At 72.3% G+C, this 17601-nt stretch carries 12 protein-coding genes; 9 read left to right on the top strand and 3 right to left on the bottom strand.

Annotated elements, in window-relative coordinates:
- Positions 1–53: 53 nt before the first annotated feature.
- On the bottom strand, positions 54–1628 hold the full coding sequence (locus ACWCP0_RS37965) for an NADH-ubiquinone oxidoreductase-F iron-sulfur binding region domain-containing protein (RefSeq protein ID WP_451083298.1): 1575 nt from the start codon (positions 1626–1628) through the stop codon (positions 54–56).
- Positions 1625–3124: a hypothetical protein gene (locus ACWCP0_RS37970; protein WP_451083299.1), complete on the bottom strand. Its 1500-nt coding sequence runs from the start codon at positions 3122–3124 to the stop codon at positions 1625–1627. Before ACWCP0_RS37970 ends, ACWCP0_RS37965 begins: the two co-directional genes overlap by 4 nt.
- A 465-nt stretch (positions 3125–3589) precedes the next feature.
- On the opposite strand from ACWCP0_RS37970, the gene leuS reads away from it, so the two are divergent.
- The 8 genes from leuS (at position 3590) to holA (ending at position 14688) form a co-directional block, all read left to right on the top strand.
- Positions 3590–6487: a leucine--tRNA ligase gene (gene leuS / locus ACWCP0_RS37975; RefSeq protein ID WP_451083300.1), complete on the top strand. Its 2898-nt coding sequence runs from the start codon at positions 3590–3592 to the stop codon at positions 6485–6487.
- A gap of 127 nt (positions 6488–6614) precedes the next feature.
- Positions 6615–7415, top strand: a complete 801-nt coding sequence (locus ACWCP0_RS37980; protein WP_451083301.1) for a hypothetical protein — start codon at positions 6615–6617, stop codon at positions 7413–7415.
- Positions 7416–7687: 272 nt separating this feature from the next.
- Complete coding sequence (locus ACWCP0_RS37985) at positions 7688–8533, top strand: DegV family protein (RefSeq protein WP_451083302.1); 846 nt, start codon at positions 7688–7690, stop codon at positions 8531–8533.
- 575 nt (positions 8534–9108) lie between these two features.
- Positions 9109–9822, top strand: coding sequence for a helix-hairpin-helix domain-containing protein (locus ACWCP0_RS37990; protein ID WP_451083303.1), 714 nt, complete (start codon positions 9109–9111; stop codon positions 9820–9822).
- Positions 9819–12320 carry a ComEC/Rec2 family competence protein gene (locus ACWCP0_RS37995; RefSeq protein WP_451083304.1) on the top strand — a complete coding sequence of 834 codons (2502 nt, stop codon included), beginning with the start codon at positions 9819–9821 and terminating at the stop codon, positions 12318–12320. Before ACWCP0_RS37990 ends, ACWCP0_RS37995 begins: the two co-directional genes overlap by 4 nt.
- A 220-nt stretch (positions 12321–12540) precedes the next feature.
- The gene (locus ACWCP0_RS38000; RefSeq protein WP_451083305.1) at positions 12541–13365 is read left to right on the top strand and encodes an arylamine N-acetyltransferase family protein; all 825 of its coding nucleotides are present in this window, start codon (positions 12541–12543) and stop codon (positions 13363–13365) included.
- Between the two features lie 4 nt (positions 13366–13369).
- Positions 13370–13615, top strand: coding sequence for a hypothetical protein (locus tag ACWCP0_RS38005; protein WP_451083306.1), 246 nt, complete (start codon positions 13370–13372; stop codon positions 13613–13615).
- 86 nt (positions 13616–13701) lie between these two features.
- The gene (holA, locus tag ACWCP0_RS38010; RefSeq protein ID WP_451083307.1) at positions 13702–14688 is read left to right on the top strand and encodes a DNA polymerase III subunit delta; all 987 of its coding nucleotides are present in this window, start codon (positions 13702–13704) and stop codon (positions 14686–14688) included.
- Positions 14689–15113: 425 nt separating this feature from the next.
- Here holA and rpsT read toward each other — a convergent pair whose 3' ends face one another.
- Positions 15114–15380, bottom strand: a complete 267-nt coding sequence (rpsT, locus tag ACWCP0_RS38015) for a 30S ribosomal protein S20 (protein WP_351227490.1) — start codon at positions 15378–15380, stop codon at positions 15114–15116.
- A gap of 216 nt (positions 15381–15596) precedes the next feature.
- On the opposite strand from rpsT, the gene lepA reads away from it, so the two are divergent.
- On the top strand, positions 15597–17468 hold the full coding sequence (lepA, locus tag ACWCP0_RS38020; protein WP_451083308.1) for a translation elongation factor 4: 1872 nt from the start codon (positions 15597–15599) through the stop codon (positions 17466–17468).
- Positions 17469–17601 lie beyond the last annotated feature (133 nt).

Here is a 17601-nt window from a genome sequence, read left to right on the forward strand (position 1 = left end):
AGAGCACAAGAAGAGGGCCATCCGATGCGGATGGCCCTCTTCTACGTCTCCCGTCAACCCCGGCCGCTGCCAAGGGCCTTGCGGTTGGTGCTCGGCAACGCCGGGCGCGTGGAGGGCGCCTGCTCGATCCGGAGCGCGAGCGCCGGGCAGCGGCGTACTGCACGTTGCGCACGCCCGCGCACATGCATCGGCACCGTGGCCTCCGCCACCGACGGATACCCGTCGGCGCCCATACGGATCAGCTCGGGGACGATCTCCGCGCAGATCCCGTGGCCCTGGCAAAGCGTCCAGTCCACGGCGAGCTTCTCACCGCTCGGGATGGACTCCTCGGCCTCCTGGTAGCCGGGAACGGGCAGCGGCAGCACGCCGACCGTCTCGCGGCCGCAGCCGCCGTGCAGGACGTGCGCGGCGAGGTCGTCCGTGAACGCCGACAGGGTCGAGGCGAAGAAGCGCGCCGAACCGTCGGGATGCTTGCACGCGCCCCGCCCCTTGACCGCCTGGGTCACCTCGCGCAGCGCCTCCAGAGCAGCCGGTCCGCCGCCGTTGATCACGTCGGACAGTCCGCCCGCAGCCGCCGGCAGACCCAGCTTGCAGGGACCGCACTGGCCGGCCGTCTCGGCCGCGAGCCAGTTGGCCACGCGCTGCGCCTCCCCGAGGGGACAGGTGTCCGGGCCGATCGGCAGGATCGCGCCCGCGCCCAGCGAGCCGCCGACGTTGGCCAGCGACTCCCGCGAGATCACGGCATCGTGCGTGGCGGCGGCGTCGATCCAGTTGCCGTGGTAGCCGCCGGTCAGCACACCCTGGGGGACCGGCGGAGCGCCTGCAAGCTGGAGCACGTACCGCATCGGGACACCGGTCGGCACCTCGATGACCATGGGGCGCGCGACCGCCCCGGAGACCGTCAGCATCACCGTGCCCGGCTCGTTCTCCAGCCCCGTGTGGCTGTACCGGCGCGCGCCGATACGGGCGGCGACGGCCAGCTGCGCGAACGTCTCCGCGTTCGACAGGAGGGTCGGCGCGCCGGCGACACCCGAGTCCGATGCGCGCTCGCGGCGGCCCGGGGGCAGCGCGGGGCCGCCGCCGATGGCCCGGATGACCGCTGATGCCTCCCCGGAGACCATGCGCTCGGGGTTGCGCTGCACCCGCGCGCGCAACTGCTGGCCACGCCGGTCCGACAGCCCCCGTTCGGCGAGAGCCGCTCGCATGGAGATCTCCGTGGAGTTACGGGTCACCGCCACGATCAGAGTGCGGGCGCCCAGCGCCTCGGCCGCCAGCAGGGCGCCGTCCAGGATGAGATGCGGCGCCCGGTTGAGCAGAACGGTGTCCTTGCGGCAGGCAGGCTCGCCCTCACTGCCGTTGATCACGACGACAGGCCGCACTCCGCGCCGGATCGACGCCTTGGCCACTGCCCGCAGCTTCTGGCCGAAAGGGAAGCCGGCGCCGCCGCGGCCCCGCAGGGATATGCCCTCGGCGAGCTGGGCGAGCAGCTCTCCGGTCATGGGTTCGAGCGGTCCGTGCACCTTCAGGTGCATGGAGAGGTCGAGGCGCTCGACCAGATCGAAGCCCTGGGTCAGCTGGGGGAGGCCGACGACGCGGACCTCGGGGACATCGGGGAGGGGGGTGTTCACGGTCGGTCTCCTGCGGGTGCGTTCCAGGGCTCCCCGGCCTGGGGCGGATAGAGCGGGCCGGGCGACGGCTGGGTGTCGTCGAGCGAGCGGGGGAGCGGGGAGGTGGGTGTCGGGCCCTCGTAGCCGCCGCCGTACGGGGACGCCGGCCCCGGGTCGTACGGGTCGGTGTACGGGGGCGTGGGGCCGGTCTCGTAGGGGACGCCCGTCTCGTACCGCGAGGACGCGGCCGGCGGGGGGAACGCCTGTCCGGGTGGCGGCGGGGAAGGGGTCGGCCAGAACTCGGGGCGGGGACCGGATTCGTCCACCACGGGGAGCTCCTCTGTCATGGGGATGCGCTCGGCGAGGGGGATCTCGCCCGAGGGCGCAGGTGCCGCCCCTGGCGTACGGGCCGTCGCCCCTGTCGCACGGGCCGTGGCCTCACCGGCCAGTGAGACGGCGCGGTAGGCGGCGGAGATCCCCGTTCCGGGGCCTTCACCGGACAGCGGCCGGCCGGTCACCGGGCCGGCTCCGGGGAAGGACCCTGCGGCCGTGGCCGGCTCGGCGGACGGGGGCGGCGCCGCTTCGTAGAGCGGTGGGGCGGGAGCGGGGATGCGCAGGGGCTCCCCGCGGGGCGGGGCCAGTGGCTGCCCCAGGGGCCGGCCGATCGACCGGCCCGGCGTCTCGTCCGCGCCGGCCGGACGCTGCCGCGGGAACTCGCGCTCGTACTGGAACTGCGAGGCGTCGGCCGAGGTGCCGGGCAGAGGGGCGACCGACAGGTCGCGCTGGGCCCGCTCGGGGGCCTCGCCCGCGACGCGGCCGCCGGACCCGACCAGGGCGATGAGCTGCTCGGCGATGCGCCGCTGTGTCTGGGGCGGCAGCAGCCGCAGGGCGACGGCACTGGCGACACCGGTCAGCGCAAGGCCGTACATGACGACCACCCAGGTGGCCGCGGGGCGACCCGCATAGAGGCCGTGCACCAGCGCCGAGCACCATGCGGGGTACGCCAGCATGTGCAGGGCCCGCCAGCGCGCGGCGGTCCGGATGTTGCCGGCGAGCGCGCTGCGCGCAGCGCCCGTCGAGCCGGCGATGACCATCAGCAGTCCGGCCAGGGAGCCGAAGCCGATGAGGCCGGACGTGCCGGTGACACCGAGGCCGAACGGGATCAGCGCGCCGAGCAGTTCGACGTGTCCGAGCGAGACCTTGACCGTGGCGTGCAGCAGGAGAAATCCGAGTGAGGCGACCGCCGTTGCCCGGTGGATGCCTTGGGCGAGCAGCCGGTGGCGGGTGGAGAGCAGCAGCCGGTCGGTGGCTATCAGCCCCCAGGCGACCGAGGCCGTGAGTGATACCAGCGAGAGGACTCCGGTGGTGAAGTCCAGCGCGGCGCGGAACGCGTCACTGCCGCCGATGGCGAGCAGGGGGAGGAGCACAAGAGCGGCGGCGCTCAGCCCGCCCTGCACCTGCCGGCTCAGGCCTGGGTTCGGTCCGGGCGACGAACGGATCTTGCGATGAGGCTTCATGGGGGCGACTCCGAGTGGTGCGGGAAAGCGGTCCCGTGGTTCGCATGCTAGGTCGAGCCATACCAAGCAGTACGAGGAATGCTCGTTTAGTGGTCAGCCTGACCGGCAACTGACTTTGGGGTTGCCCCGGATAGGGGCGATACGCCGAGTAACCCGGAGGGTGGAACGGTCCCGATCGTGTTCGGGCGGCATCGGATCACGTTCATGTTGTGGCCGAATCGCGTTCGCTTCCGGCCGTGCCGGCCGCCTGGACGTTCGATGCAGCCCGTACCGGCCCTGCGGTACCCTGGCGCCATGCGTGCCGTACGCCTTCTGCTTAGCGGGCCGCGCTGATCAGTCCCGACCGGTGAATCGTCCGGTCGGAATCGGCGCGGCGTCCCCTCCTGTGCGAGGGGTCCTTTTGTTTGTGGGCACAGCCCGTTCCGGGAAACGCCGGCAGAGACGATCGATGGAGCTTTAGGGATCATGAGCGAGACGAATTCCTCCCCCGCCGCCTTCGGCTCGGGTGGGGCCCCCTCTGCCGAGGTGGCCGCACCGCACCGCTACACGGCGGCCATGGCCGCCGAGATCGAGGCACGCTGGCAGGACTTCTGGGACGCCGACGGCACGTACGAGGCGCCCAACCCGAGCGGTGACCTGGCGGGCGACCCGGCCGCCGCGGCCCGTCCCAAGAAGTTCGTCATGGACATGTTCCCGTACCCCTCGGGTGCGGGCCTGCACGTCGGGCACCCTCTGGGCTACATCGCGACCGATGTCTACGCCCGGCACCAGCGGATGACCGGCCACAACGTCCTGCACACCCTGGGCTTCGACGCCTTCGGCCTGCCGGCCGAGCAGTACGCCGTCCAGACCGGCACGCACCCGCGGATCTCCACCGAGGCCAACATCGAGAACATGAAGGTCCAGCTGCGCCGGCTGGGCCTGGGCCACGACAAGCGCCGGTCGTTCGCCACGATCGACCCGGACTACTACAAGTGGACCCAGTGGATCTTCCTGCAGATCTTCAACTCCTGGTACGACGACGAGGCGAAGAAGGCCCGTCCGATCGCCGACCTGGTGGCGCAGTTCGAGAGCGGGGAGCGCGCGACGCCGTCCGGGCGCCCCTGGAACGAGCTGAGCGCCGTCGAGCGCGCCGCTGTGCTGGGTGAGTACCGCCTGGCGTACGCCTCCGACGCCCCCGTCAACTGGTGCCCCGGGCTGGGCACCGTTCTGGCGAACGAGGAAGTCACCGCCGACGGCCGCTCCGAGCGCGGCAACTTCCCCGTCTTCAAGGCCAATCTGCGCCAGTGGAACATGCGCATCACCGCCTACGCCGACCGGCTGCTGGACGACCTGGACGCGCTGGACTGGCCCGAGGCGATCAAGCTGCAGCAGCGCAACTGGATCGGTCGCAGCGAGGGCGCGCGAGTCAACTTCTCGGTCGAGGGCCACGAGGGCGAGCCGATCACGGTCTTCACCACCCGTCCCGACACGCTGTTCGGCGCCACCTACATGGTCCTGGCGCCGGAGCACGGCCTGATCGACTCGATCCTGCCCGCCGAGTGGCCGCAGGACATCCCGCAGGACGTACGGGAGGCCTGGACGGGCGGCGCCGCCACCCCGGCCGAGGCCGTCGCCGCGTACCGCAAGCAGGCGCAGACCAAGAGCGACGTCGAGCGGCAGACCGAGCACAAGGACAAGACGGGCGTCTTCACCGGTACGTACGCCCTGAACCCCGTCACCGGCGCCCGGATCCCGGTCTTCGTGGCCGACTACGTCCTGATGGGCTACGGCACCGGCGCCATCATGGCCGTCCCCGGCCAGGACGAGCGCGACTGGGAGTTCGCCGAGGCCTTCGGCCTGCCCATCATCCGTACCGTGCAGCCGCCGGACGGCTGGGAGGGCGAGGCGTACACCGGCACGGGACCGGCGATCAACTCGTCGAACGACGAGATCTCGCTGGACGGTCTGGGCGTCGCCGAGGCCAAGGCGAAGATCACCGAGTGGCTGACCGGGCGCGGCATCGGCGAGGGAACCATCAACTTCCGCCTGCGCGACTGGCTGTTCAGCCGGCAGCGCTACTGGGGCGAGCCCTTCCCGATCGTGTACGACGAGGACGGTGTCGCCCACGCGCTGCCCGAGTCGATGCTGCCGCTGGAACTGCCGGAGGTCGACGACTACTCGCCGCGCACGTTCGACCCGGACGACGCCGACACCCGGCCCGAGACCCCGCTGTCCCGCGACGAGGAGTGGGTCGACGTCGAGCTGGACCTGGGCGACGGCCCGAAGAGGTACCGCCGCGAGACCAACACGATGCCGAACTGGGCCGGTTCGTGCTGGTACGAGCTGCGCTACCTGGACCCGCACAACGAGCAGAAGCTGGTCGACCCCGCGATCGAGCGTTACTGGATGGGCCCGCGTGAGGGGCAGCCGCACGGCGGCGTCGACCTGTACGTGGGCGGCGCCGAGCACGCCGTGCTGCACCTGCTGTACGCCCGTTTCTGGTCCAAGGTGCTGTTCGACCTGGGGCACGTCTCGTCCGCCGAGCCGTTCCACAAGCTGTACAACCAGGGCATGATCCAGGCGTACGTCTACCGGGACAGCCGTGGCTTCCCGGTGCCGGCCACCGAGGTCGAGGAGCGGGACGGCGCGTCCTTCTTCGACGGCGAGCCGGTCAAGCGCGAGCTGGGCAAGATGGGCAAGTCCCTGAAGAACGCCGTCACTCCCGACGAGATCGCCGCGGAGTACGGTGCCGACACGCTGCGCCTGTACGAGATGGCGATGGGCCCCCTGGACGTCTCCCGGCCGTGGGACACCCGCGCGGTCGTCGGCCAGTACCGGCTGCTGCAGCGCCTGTGGCGGAACGTCGTCGACGAGTCGACCGGCGAGGTCACCGTCGTGGACGAGGAGCCGGACGAGGCGACGCTGCGCGCGCTGCACAAGGCCATCGACGGCGTGGGCCAGGACATGGAGGCGATGCGCTTCAACACCGCCATCGCCAAGATCACCGAGCTGAACAACCACCTGACGAAGACGGGCGGCCCCGTTGCGCGATCGGTCGCGGAGCGGCTGGTCCTGCTGGTCGCGCCGCTGGCGCCGCACATCGCCGAGGAGCTGTGGCGCCGGCTGGGGCACACGGATTCCGTGGTGCACCAGGACTTCCCGGTCGCCGACCCGGCGTACGTCGTGGACGAGACCGTGACCTGCGTCGTGCAGATCAAGGGCAAGGTCAAGGCGCGTCTGGAGGTCTCCCCGTCGATCACGGACGCGGAGCTGGAGGCGCTGGCACTGGGTGACGCGTCGGTCACCGCGGCGCTGGGCGGCGCGGGGATCCGGAAGGTGATCGTGCGGGCGCCGAAGCTGGTGAACATCGTCCCCGCATAGCGGCGCATGGGGGTCACCCCCTACGGGCAGGTTGAGGGTTCCGCTGGAACCCTCGGCCTGCCCTTTGCGTTTACGGTGGAGGAACACACCGCACGGGCCGCAGGCCCGCGAGTCCGGAGGGCGCCCCATGGAAGCCGTCATCCTCATCCTGGCGCTGCTCTTCGTCGCCTTCGTGGCGCTCGGGGTGTACGTGAGCGTCAAGGTGATCGGTGCGGCCAAGCGCGGTGTCGACCGGACGATCACCCAGGCCCGTCGCACGGTCGAGGACACGACACTGCGCGCGAAGAGCCTCGGGCAGGCCGGCGTGACCGGCGAGCTGGCCCAGCTGCGACTGCGCCTGCGGACGTCGATGAAGGCCACACAGGACGCGCTGGCCGCGGGCGTGGCCGAGGACACGTCGCTGAAGGAGTCGGTGGGTCTCTTCGAGCGGCTGAGCGTGCACGGGCGTGACCTGGACGACGAGCTGAGGCGGCTGGAGCGGGAGCCCGACCGGAGCCGGATCGTGGAGCGGCTGCCGGAGCTGCGCGAGCGGGTGGAGCGGATCATGCACTCCGCGGAGTCGCTGCGGTGGGCGGCCCGGGACCGCGCGCGGGCCTTCGCGGAGGACGACCTGGAGGCGCTGAGCGCACAGATCGACGTGGAGGCGGGGGCGCTGCGGGACTGGTCCAGGACGGAGCCGGACTGGGCGGCGGAAGCGGCCTCGGGGCCGGCTTCCGCACCGGGGTCCGCCTCGGAGCCCGCGGCGGCGTACCCGGCGCCCGAGCCGGCTCCAGGTACGGCACCGGCAGCAGAGACGTCGTCGTCGCAGGCACCGGCGGCGGGCCCCGACGCCGACGCACCGGGGCCGCAGGCGATCACCGCGCGCGATCCGCGCCGGCCGTCGACGTACTCGTGGCAGAAGTCGGCGCGCCCGGAGACGACGAACTGACGAACCCGCGCGACGGCGGGACGGGGCGGCGGTGGCCGCCCGTGCGCCAGGTAGCGTTGCCCGTGAGCAGCGAAAAAGTCGGCAGCCCGGTTGGCGCGGAGCGGAAACGGAATGCGTGTCGGTGCCGGGCTGCGGGTACGTACGGGGGCGGAGAGCAGGATTCGGAGGCGGTGGACGACCCGCCCCTGGCGGAGGGGTCCGCAGAGCGGAACCCGACCGGGAGCGCGGGGTCGGGCTGCCGTGCGGCGCCCCCTGCGGGTAACCTCCCGCTCATGTCCCGCCATGTCGCGATCGTCACCGATTCCACGGCCTACTTGCCGCCACAGACGATGGAGCGGCATGGCATCACGGCGGTACCGCTGACCGTCGTGCTCGGCGACCAGGCCCTCGAGGAGGGCACCGAGATCTCGGCCCGCTCACTCGCGCTCGCGCTGCAGAAACGACGTCCCGTGACCACGTCCCGGCCGAGCCCCGAGACGTTCGCCGCGACCTACCGGGCGACGGCGGAGGCCGGTGCGGCAGAGATCGTTTCCCTGCATCTGTCCTCCGAGTTCTCCGGGACCTACGACGCGGCGGTGCTGGCGGCGCGCGAGGCCCCCGTTCCGGTGCGGGTCGTGGACACGGGCATGGTCGCGATGGCCCTCGGGTTCTGCGCGCTCGCCGCGGCGGAGGCGGTGGATGGAGGCGGCACGCTGGACGAGGCGGTGGCGGCCGCCGAGAAGCGGGCCGCGCGCACGTCCGCCTACTTCTACGTGGACACCCTCGACTATCTGCGCCGCGGCGGCCGCATCGGCGCGGCGCAGGCCCTGTTCGGCTCGGCGCTCGCGGTGAAGCCACTGCTTCAGCTCGACGGCGGCCGGATCGAGCTGCTGGAGAAGGTCCGCACGGCGTCAAAGGCGATCGCCCGGCTCGAAGAGATCGTCACCGGACGTGCGGGCGCGGGCCGGGTCGACATCGCGGTGCACCATCTCGCCGCGCCCGAGCGGGCGTCCGCCCTGGCGGAGCGGCTCCGCGAGCGGGTGCCCAACCTCGCGGAACTGCATGTCAGTGAGGTCGGCGCGGTGATCGGCGCCCACACGGGGCCCGGGCTCCTCGGGGCCGTGGTCTCACCGCGGTGAGCCGCTCCTGCGGGTGACGGAGTTGTCCACAACGAGGCAGCCGTCCACAGGAATTGATGCTGTTCGGCGGGCATGGGCGGACCTGCCTAACGTCGTGTGGCATGACGTACCGATCACGCTCCGCGACGAGTGGGCCGGGCCGTGCCCCGGCCTCGGACGGCCGTGTCCGTGACAACAGGCGGCTTTTGCGGTCGACACGACAACGCCCGGCAGCCACCTTGCCGATCCCCTCGCCGGACGCGACGCCGTTGCCGTTGCCGTTGCCGTCCCGATCCCGATCCCGCTCCCGCTCCCTGTCCCGGTCGTCGCAGTCGGCATCGGCATCGACATCGGCTCTGCGGCGGCGTGCGGACGCGCTGTTCCATGCGCCGGGCATTGGCGCCACAGCCGACGGGCCGGCGTCGGCGGGCCCGCCTGGTCGAGAGGCACCGGGAGCGCAGGGAGAGCCGGGAGCGCAGGCAGGACCGGCACTACAGGTGGCGCCGCGCGCGCCTGGAGCACCGGGAGAGACGACGGCAGGGTCCCGGTCGCTGCCCCGGCCGTCTGAGCCCGAGCGGGACGGTCCGGGGCGGTCCATGCCCGAGCTGTCCGTGTGCGAGCGCGGACGGCTCGCGCTGCGGGAGCGGCTGCCCCTGTGGGTCCAGCTGAGATGCGGCCTGGAGCCGAGGACCCTGGCGGCGCTGGCGGTCGTGCTGGTGGTCGGCGTCGGGTTTGCCGTGCAGCACTTCTGGGCCGGTCGGCCGGAGCCGGTGCGGGCCCCGGAGCTGGTCCGGGAGGGCCGTCCGGCTCCGACCGCGCCGGTCGGGCCGGAGCCGGAGCCCTCGCCCGGACCGCCGCCCCCGGCCGGGACCGGCGCGCGGATCGTCGTCGACGTGAGCGGCAGGGTGCTGCGGCCGGGAGTGCTCCGACTGCCCGCCGGTTCACGGGTCGCCGACGCCCTGCGTGCGGCGGGCGGCGTCAAGGCCGGTACGGACATCACCGGGCTCAACCGGGCCAGGGTGCTCATGGACGGTGAACAGGTGATCGTGGGTGCCCCTCCGGGGATGGGCACGCCTGCTCCGGGCCCGGCGGGCGGTGCCGCGACCGGACCGGCCGCCGGGCCGATCAGCCTGAACTCCGCGACGGTCGAGCAGCTCGACACCCTGCCGGGCGTCGGCCCGGTGCTCGCCCAGCACATCGTCGACTACCGCACCGAGCACGGCGGTTTCCGTTCCGTGGACGAGCTCCGTGAGGTCAAGGGGATCGGCGAGCGCCGATTCGCGGACCTTCAGACCTTGGTACGGCCATGACGCCCCCGGACGTTCACACCGCGGCCGGGCACCGGCTCGGCGCGTCCGACCCCCGGCAGGAAGGTCCGCTCGACCTCCGTCTGGTCCTCCCCGCACTGGCGGCATGGGGTGCGGCAGCCGTCGCCCTGACCGCACGGCCGCCCTGGCCGGCCACGATGGTGGTGCTGTGCCTCGCCTCGGCCGCGCTGCTCCTTGTGCCTGTGGTGGTGCGTGCCGTACGACGGCGATCTCGGCCCGGCTCGGGGAACCGCGTCGCGACCGCCGCGGTGCTCCTCTGCGCCGCCGCGGGCGCGGCGGCGGGCGGGCTGCGCGGGGCGGATCTGTACCGGGGGCCGGTTCCGGATGCGGCCCGCCAGTACGGCCGACTCATCGTGGAGTTGACGGTCACGGGCGATCCGCGCACGATCCGTCCGCGTGTCCGGGGCAACCACATGGCGGGTGCAGCGGTCGCGCTGGAAGCGAAGGTCACCAGGGTTACCAGGTCCGATGGATCCGCCGTCGCCACCAGGGCACCGGTCCTGGTGATCGCGAGGCCGGGTGCGGCGGCCGGGGAGTGGTTACGGCTGCTGCCCTCGACGCGGCTGGGTCTGTCCGCCAGGTCGGAGCCGCCGCTGGACGGGGACGGCAGGTTCGCCGCCGTTCTGAGGGTGCCGGGCGCCGGGCCGCCCCGTGTCACCGGGCCGCCGACGGAGCTGCAGCGGACGGCAGGGAAGCTGCGTGCCGGGCTGCGCCGGGCGACCGACGGACTCGAACCGGACGCCCGCGCGCTGCTCCCCGGACTGGTCGTCGGCGACACCTCCCGGATCGGGCCCGAGCTGCATGACGCCTTCCAGGCGACGGATCTCACTCATCTGCTGGCTGTTTCGGGCAGCAATCTCACTCTCGTCCTGTTCCTGCTCATCGGTCCTCCCGGCACGGCCCTGCGGGCGGAACGCGGCGGGCTGGCGCCCCGGTTGGGCATCTCACTCCGGACGACGGCGCTGCTCGGCGGTGCGCTCACGATCGCCTTCGTGGTGGTGTGCAGACCCGACCCGAGCGTGCTCAGAGCAGCGGCTTGCGGCCTGATCACCCTGCTCGCCGTCGGGACGGGCCGCCGCAGATCACTGGTTCCGGCCCTCGCCGGGGCGGTGCTGCTGCTCGTGCTGTACGACCCGTGGCTGGCCCGCACCTATGGCTTCCTGCTGTCGGTGCTGGCCACGACCGCCCTGCTGACCATCGCCCCGCGCTGGAGCGAGGCGCTGCGGCGGCGGGGTGTGCCGGGGCGGCCGGCGGAGGCCCTGGCCGCGGCTGCCGCGGCGCAGGTGCTGTGCGCCCCGGTGGTGGCCGTGTTCGCGGCGCGGGTCAGCCTCGTGGCGATCCCCTGCAACCTGTTCGCCGAGCTCGCGGTCGCGCCCGCCACGGTCCTGGGTTTCGCGTCGCTCGCCCTGGCCCCGGTGGCCATGCCCGTGGCCGAGGTGGTGGCCCGGTGCGCGGGCTGGCCGGCCGAGTGGATCGCCGGGGTCGCCCGGGCGGGCGCGGCGCTGCCCGGCGCCGAGGTGGACTGGCCGGGCGGCTGGCGCGGCGGGCTGCTGCTCGCCGCAGTCAGCGCGGCGGCGGTCCTGGCCGTGCGCGTGCTGGCCCGCCGCCCCTGGCCGGCCGCCGCCTGTGCCCTGCTGCTTCTGCTGGCGGTGGTGCGCCCCGCGCCGCTCACCCGGATCGTCACCGGGTGGCCGCCGCCGGGATGGGCGTTCGCGATGTGCGACGTGGGGCAGGGCGACGCCACGGTGCTCGCGGCGGGGGACGGCACGGCGGTGGTCGTGGATGCCGGGCCGGACCCGCTGCTCACCGACCGGTGCCTGCGGGAGCTTGGCGTCACGCGCATTCCGCTCCTGCTGCTGACGCACTTTCATGCCGACCATGTGGCGGGGCTGTCGGGGGCGCTGCGTGGCAGGGCAGTCGGCGCGGTACAGACGACGACGCTCGAAGAGCCGCACGACCAGGCGGCGTTCGTGCGGCGCACGGCGGCCGAGGCCGGGGTGCCGGTCGTCCGCGCGGCGCCGGGGGAGCGGCGCCGCGTGGGGCGGCTGGACTGGCGTGTGCTGTGGCCGGCGCCCGGGCCGGGGCCTCCGCCGGAAGGGCCGAACGACGCCAGCGTGGTGCTGCTCGTGCGGGCCGCGGAGGGCCCCTCGCTGCTCCTCCTGGGAGATGTCGAACCGCCCGCCCAGCAGGGGCTGATACGGGCCCACCCGGCGCTGCCGCCGGTGGACGTCCTCAAGGTCGCCCACCACGGCTCGGCGTTCCAGCACCCCGGCCTGCTGGCGGCCATTCGGCCCCGGCTGGCCCTGATCTCCTGCGGACACGACAACCCGTACGGCCATCCTTCGCCCCGTACCGTCGGCGCGCTGCGGGCCCATGGGGCGGCCGTGCTCCGCACGGACAGGCACGGAGCGATCGCGGTGACGGGGGCGGGCGAGGAGCTGCGCGCCGTGGCGCGGGGCGCTGCCGCGTCCGGGCAGTGACCACCGCACATGAGCAGTGGCCGGCCTGCTCGTTCTCCTGTCGGCCGCTTCACCACGAAAGGAGCGATCCTGATGAACACCCACGCAGCAGGGGACCGCGTCGCAACGCCAGGCGCGGGCCGGAGGCCGCGCTGGGGGCGGCGGGCGGAGATCCCTCCGCCGAGCGGCCCAGGACCAGTGGCGCATGGCGTATCCGTGCGTCTGCGGCAAGACTGCGTTCATGGACACCCCACCGCAGTCGCCGCCGCCGGAGATCGTCGACGCCTACCTCCGCCGCATCGGAGCCAGTCGCCCCGAGCGGGCGGACGCCGAGGCGCTGCGCGATCTGCAACTGCGGCACCTGCTCTCCGTACCGTTCGAGAATCTCTCGATCCATCTGGGCGAGAACCTGGTCCTGGAGGACAAGCCGCTCCTCGACAAGGTCGTGGAAGCCCGTCGCGGCGGTTTCTGCTACGAACTCAACGGCGCCTTCGCGGCGTTGCTGCGCGGCCTCGGCTTCGGCGTCACCCTGCTCCAGGGCCGGGTGTTCGGGAAGGACGGGCGGCTCGGCATCCCGTACGACCACCTCACCCTGCGCGTGGAGACCGTGGACGGCACGGGTCCCTGGCTGGCCGACGTGGGGTTCGGCGACCACAGTCGCCACCCGCTCCTGCTGGAGGAGCGGGGCGAGCAGCGCGATCCGGCGGGTACGTTCCGGATCGCCGAGGCGCCCGAGGGGGATCTCGACGTACTGCGGGACGGCAAGCCGCAGTTCCGGGTGGACCGGCGTCCGCGTGTGCTGGCGGACTTCGAGGCGGGTGCCTGGTACCACCGCTCCTCGCCCGCCTCCCACTTCACGCAGTCCCTCGTCTGCTCCCGGCTCACCGAGGACGGCAGGATCACCCTGTCCGGCCGGAAGCTGGTGGCGACGGTGCACGGCGAGCGGAAGGAGCGGCAGCTCGGGGACGACACGGAGGTACTGGCCGCCTACCGGGACCATTTCGGTGTGGTGCTGGACCGGGTCCCCCAGGTGCGTCGGGCGGGCAGCGGGGCACCGGCACAATAGGCCGGTGGACGATGTGAGACATGTGCTGGTGCTGCCCGACCGCGACGCCGCGGAGGAGGTGGCCGGGGCGGTGGGGGAGCGTTTCGGGGTGCCCGAGGAGCCCCAGCTGTTCCGGGACGCGCTGGCCGGCGAGGACGACGCCGAGGACGCCCAGTGGCTGGTCATCGTGGAGGACCCGGAGGGCCGGCTCGACGCGGCCGAGCTGGACGAGTTCGTGGCGGACTGGGACGGCTGGCGCGAGGCGCCGTAGCGAACAGGGTGCGCCGGGGGCCGGGCACCGTCCGGGGCCACCGGCGGACCGCGGAGTGTCGGTGCCCCGTGCGATGCTGGACCGCGATGGCCACCAGGAAGAACACGAACGACGATGCCCTCGCCCCCCTCACGCTCGCCGTGGGCCAGGAGGACTTGCTGCTGGACCGTGCCGTCCGGCAGGTCGTCGCTGCCGCCAGGGCCGCCGATGCCGACACGGATGTCCGCGACCTCGCCCCGGAGCAGCTCCAGCCCGGCACGCTCGCCGAGCTGACGAGCCCCTCGCTCTTCGCGGAGCGCAAGGTCGTCGTCGTGCGGAACGCGCAGGATCTGTCCGCCGACACGATCAAGGACGTCAAGGCGTATCTCGACGCGCCGGTCGAGGAGATCACCCTGGTGCTGCTCCACGCGGGCGGTGCCAAGGGCAAGGGCCTGCTGGACGCGGCCCGCAAGGCCGGCGCACGTGAGGTCGCGTGCCCCAGGACGACGAAGCCGGCGGAGCGGCTGACATTCGTGCGGTCCGAGTTCCGCGCGCTGGGCCGGTCCGCGACGCCCGAGGCGTGCCAGGCACTCGTGGACTCCATCGGCAGCGACCTGCGGGAGCTGGCGAGCGCGGTGTCGCAGCTCGTGGCGGATGTCGAGGGGACGATCGACGAGGCCGTCGTCGGCCGGTACTACACAGGGCGGGCGGAGGCGTCCAGTTTCACGGTCGCCGACCGGGCGGTGGAGGGCCGTGCCGCGGAGGCGCTGGAGGCGCTGCGCTGGTCCCTGTCTACCGGCGTCGCTCCGGTGCTGATCACCAGCGCCCTGGCGCAGGGCGTGCGGGCGATCGGCAAGCTCTCGTCGGCGCGAGGCGGCCGGCCGGCCGACCTTGCGCGCGAGCTCGGGATGCCGCCGTGGAAGATCGACCGGGTCCGGCAGCAGATGCGAGGCTGGACGCCGGACGGGGTGGCGATCGCCCTTCGGGCGGTGGCCGAGGCGGATGCGGGCGTCAAGGGGGGCGGCGACGACGCCGAGTACGCACTGGAGAAAGCGGTGGTGACGGTGGCGAGGGCGGCGCGGCTGCGCCGTTAGGCGGTGGCTCCGGCCGCCTGCCTGCGCCAGGGGCCACGATCCGGAGTCGGGAGCCTGCACGGCCCCGCACACCCCACGCACCCTGCACACGCCCCTCGGCCCCTGCCCCGGCCCCGGCCCCGCACACCCCACGCACCCTGCACGGCCCCCGCCCCGCACTCCGACCGCACCCCGTCGCCCGCACAAGGCGCACACGTCGAAGGCCCCGGCGTCGCCCTGGGGAAGGGCGAGGCCGGGGCCTTCGACGTAAGACGGTGGACTCGCACCCGCGTGGCGAACGCAGGCCGCGTGCGAGTCCGGGGGTGCCGGTCAGGGACGGATGAGAGGGCCCGTCTGGTCCGTTCCGGCGATCAAGTCGTCCGGCGTGTCACCCCGTGGGGTTCTGCCGGGGTCCGGGGGTCACCCCCCGGGCTTACAGGGAGTGCTCAGCCCTGGAGGGAGGCAACCTTGGCCGCCAGCGCCGACTTCTTGTTGGCGGCGGCGTTCTTGTGGATGACACCCTTCGAGACTGCCTTGTCGAGCTTGCGGGAGGCCTCGCGAGCGGCCACGGTGGCCTTCTCGAGGTCACCCGCGGCGGCAGCCTCACGGGCCTTGCGGATCGCGGTCTTGAGCGACGACTTGACGGCCTTGTTGCGCAGGCGCGCCTTCTCGTTCGTCTTGTTCCGCTTGATCTGGGACTTGATGTTCGCCACGAAAGAGCCTTTTCAGGTTCGATGATCTTCAGAGGTGCGACTCGCGGCCGAGAGGGCGTACGAGACACAGCTGCCCAGGCTAGCAGTCGCCGTCGGACCGGCCCAAACCGAGCACCGGGCGGCAGCCATGGGACGATGGAGACTGCGTATCGATCCGACATCGTCCGACATCGACCCGAGACACGAGCGCCCGGCGCTCAAGAATCAGGACCCTGCGTGCCCGCGACCCCTACCCATGTGCCCGAGCCGAGCCGTACCGCCCCGGCTCTGATCCGCAACTTCTGCATCATCGCGCACATCGACCACGGCAAGTCCACGCTTGCCGACCGGATGCTTCAGCTCACCGGTGTGGTCGAGCAGCGGCAGATGCGCGCTCAGTACCTCGACCGTATGGACATCGAGCGTGAGCGCGGTATCACGATCAAGTCCCAGGCGGTACGTCTGCCCTGGGCGCCCACCACGGGCGAGGGCCAGGGCAAGACCCACATCCTCAACATGATCGACACTCCGGGCCACGTCGACTTCACGTACGAGGTGTCCCGCTCCCTCGCCGCCTGCGAGGGCACGGTCCTGCTGGTGGACGCCGCCCAGGGCATCGAGGCGCAGACCCTTGCCAACCTCTACCTGGCGATGGAGAACGACCTCACCATCGTCCCGGTCCTCAACAAGATCGATCTGCCGGCCGCGCAGCCCGAGAAGTTCTCCGAGGAGCTCGCGAACCTCATCGGCTGCGACCCGTCGGACGTGCTGAAGGTCTCCGCCAAGACGGGCCTGGGTGTCGAGGCTCTGCTGGACCGTGTGGTCGAGGACGTTCCCGCCCCGGTCGGCGTCCAGGACGCCCCCGCCCGCGCGATGATCTTCGACTCCGTCTACGACTCCTACCGCGGCGTCGTCACGTACGTACGCGTCATCGACGGTCAGCTCAACAAGCGCGAGCGCATCCGGATGATGTCCACCGGCGCCACGCACGAGCTGCTGGAGATCGGCACCAACTCCCCGGAGATGCTCGCGGCCGACGGCCTCGCCGTCGGTGAGGTCGGCTACCTCATCACCGGCGTGAAGGACGTCCGCCAGTCCAAGGTCGGTGACACCATCACGACCCTGCACAAGGGCGCCACCGAGGCGCTCGGCGGCTACAAGGACCCCAGGCCGATGGTGTTCTCCGGTCTCTATCCGCTGGACGGCTCGGACTACCCCGAGCTGCGCGACGCCCTCGACAAGCTGCAGCTCAACGACGCCGCGCTCGTCTACGAGCCGGAGACCTCCGCGGCCCTCGGCTTCGGCTTCCGGGTCGGCTTCCTCGGCCTGCTCCACCTCGACGTGATCCGCGAGCGGCTGGAGCGCGAGTTCGGCCTCGACCTGATCGCGACCGCGCCCAACGTGGTCTACCGGGTCGTCATGGAGGACGGCAGCGAGCACACCGTCACCAACCCGAGCGAGTTCCCCGAGGGCAAGATCGATGAGGTGTACGAGCCGGTGGTCCGGGCGACGATCCTCGCTCCCAGCGAGTTCATCGGCTCGATCATGGAGCTCTGCCAGAACCGCCGGGGCACGCTGCTCGGCATGGACTACCTCTCCGAGGACCGGGTCGAGATCCGCTACACCCTGCCGCTCGCCGAGATCGTCTTCGACTTCTTCGACCAGCTGAAGTCCAAGACCCGCGGTTACGCGTCCCTGGACTACGAGCCCACCGGCGAGCAGGTCTCCAGCCTGGTCAAGGTCGACATCCTGCTGCACGGCGACAAGGTGGACGCGTTCTCCGCCATCACGCACAAGGACGCGGCGTACGCGTACGGCGTGCGGCTCGTCGCCAAGCTCAGGGAGCTGATCCCGCGGCAGGCCTTCGAGGTGCCCATCCAGGCGGCCGTCGGCTCCCGGGTCATCGCCCGCGAGACGATCCGCGCCATCCGCAAGGACGTCCTCGCCAAGTGCTACGGCGGTGACATCTCCCGTAAGCGGAAGCTGCTGGAGAAGCAGAAGGAGGGCAAGAAGCGGATGAAGATGGTCGGTTCTGTGGAGGTTCCGCAGGAGGCCTTCATCGCGGTGCTCTCCAGCGACGACTCCGCCGGCAGCAAGGCGAAGAAGTAGGAAGCAGGAGTACGGGCGAAGACGGGAAGCGGAACGACGGGAAAGCTTCGCAGAAGTGGCGAAGCGGAAGCGGCGCGGTAGCCCAGAAGCACCAAGCGCCCCATTTGCCTGATCCATCCCGGGAGCCCCTGCG

Source organism: Streptomyces sp. NPDC001970 (assembly GCF_053594115.1).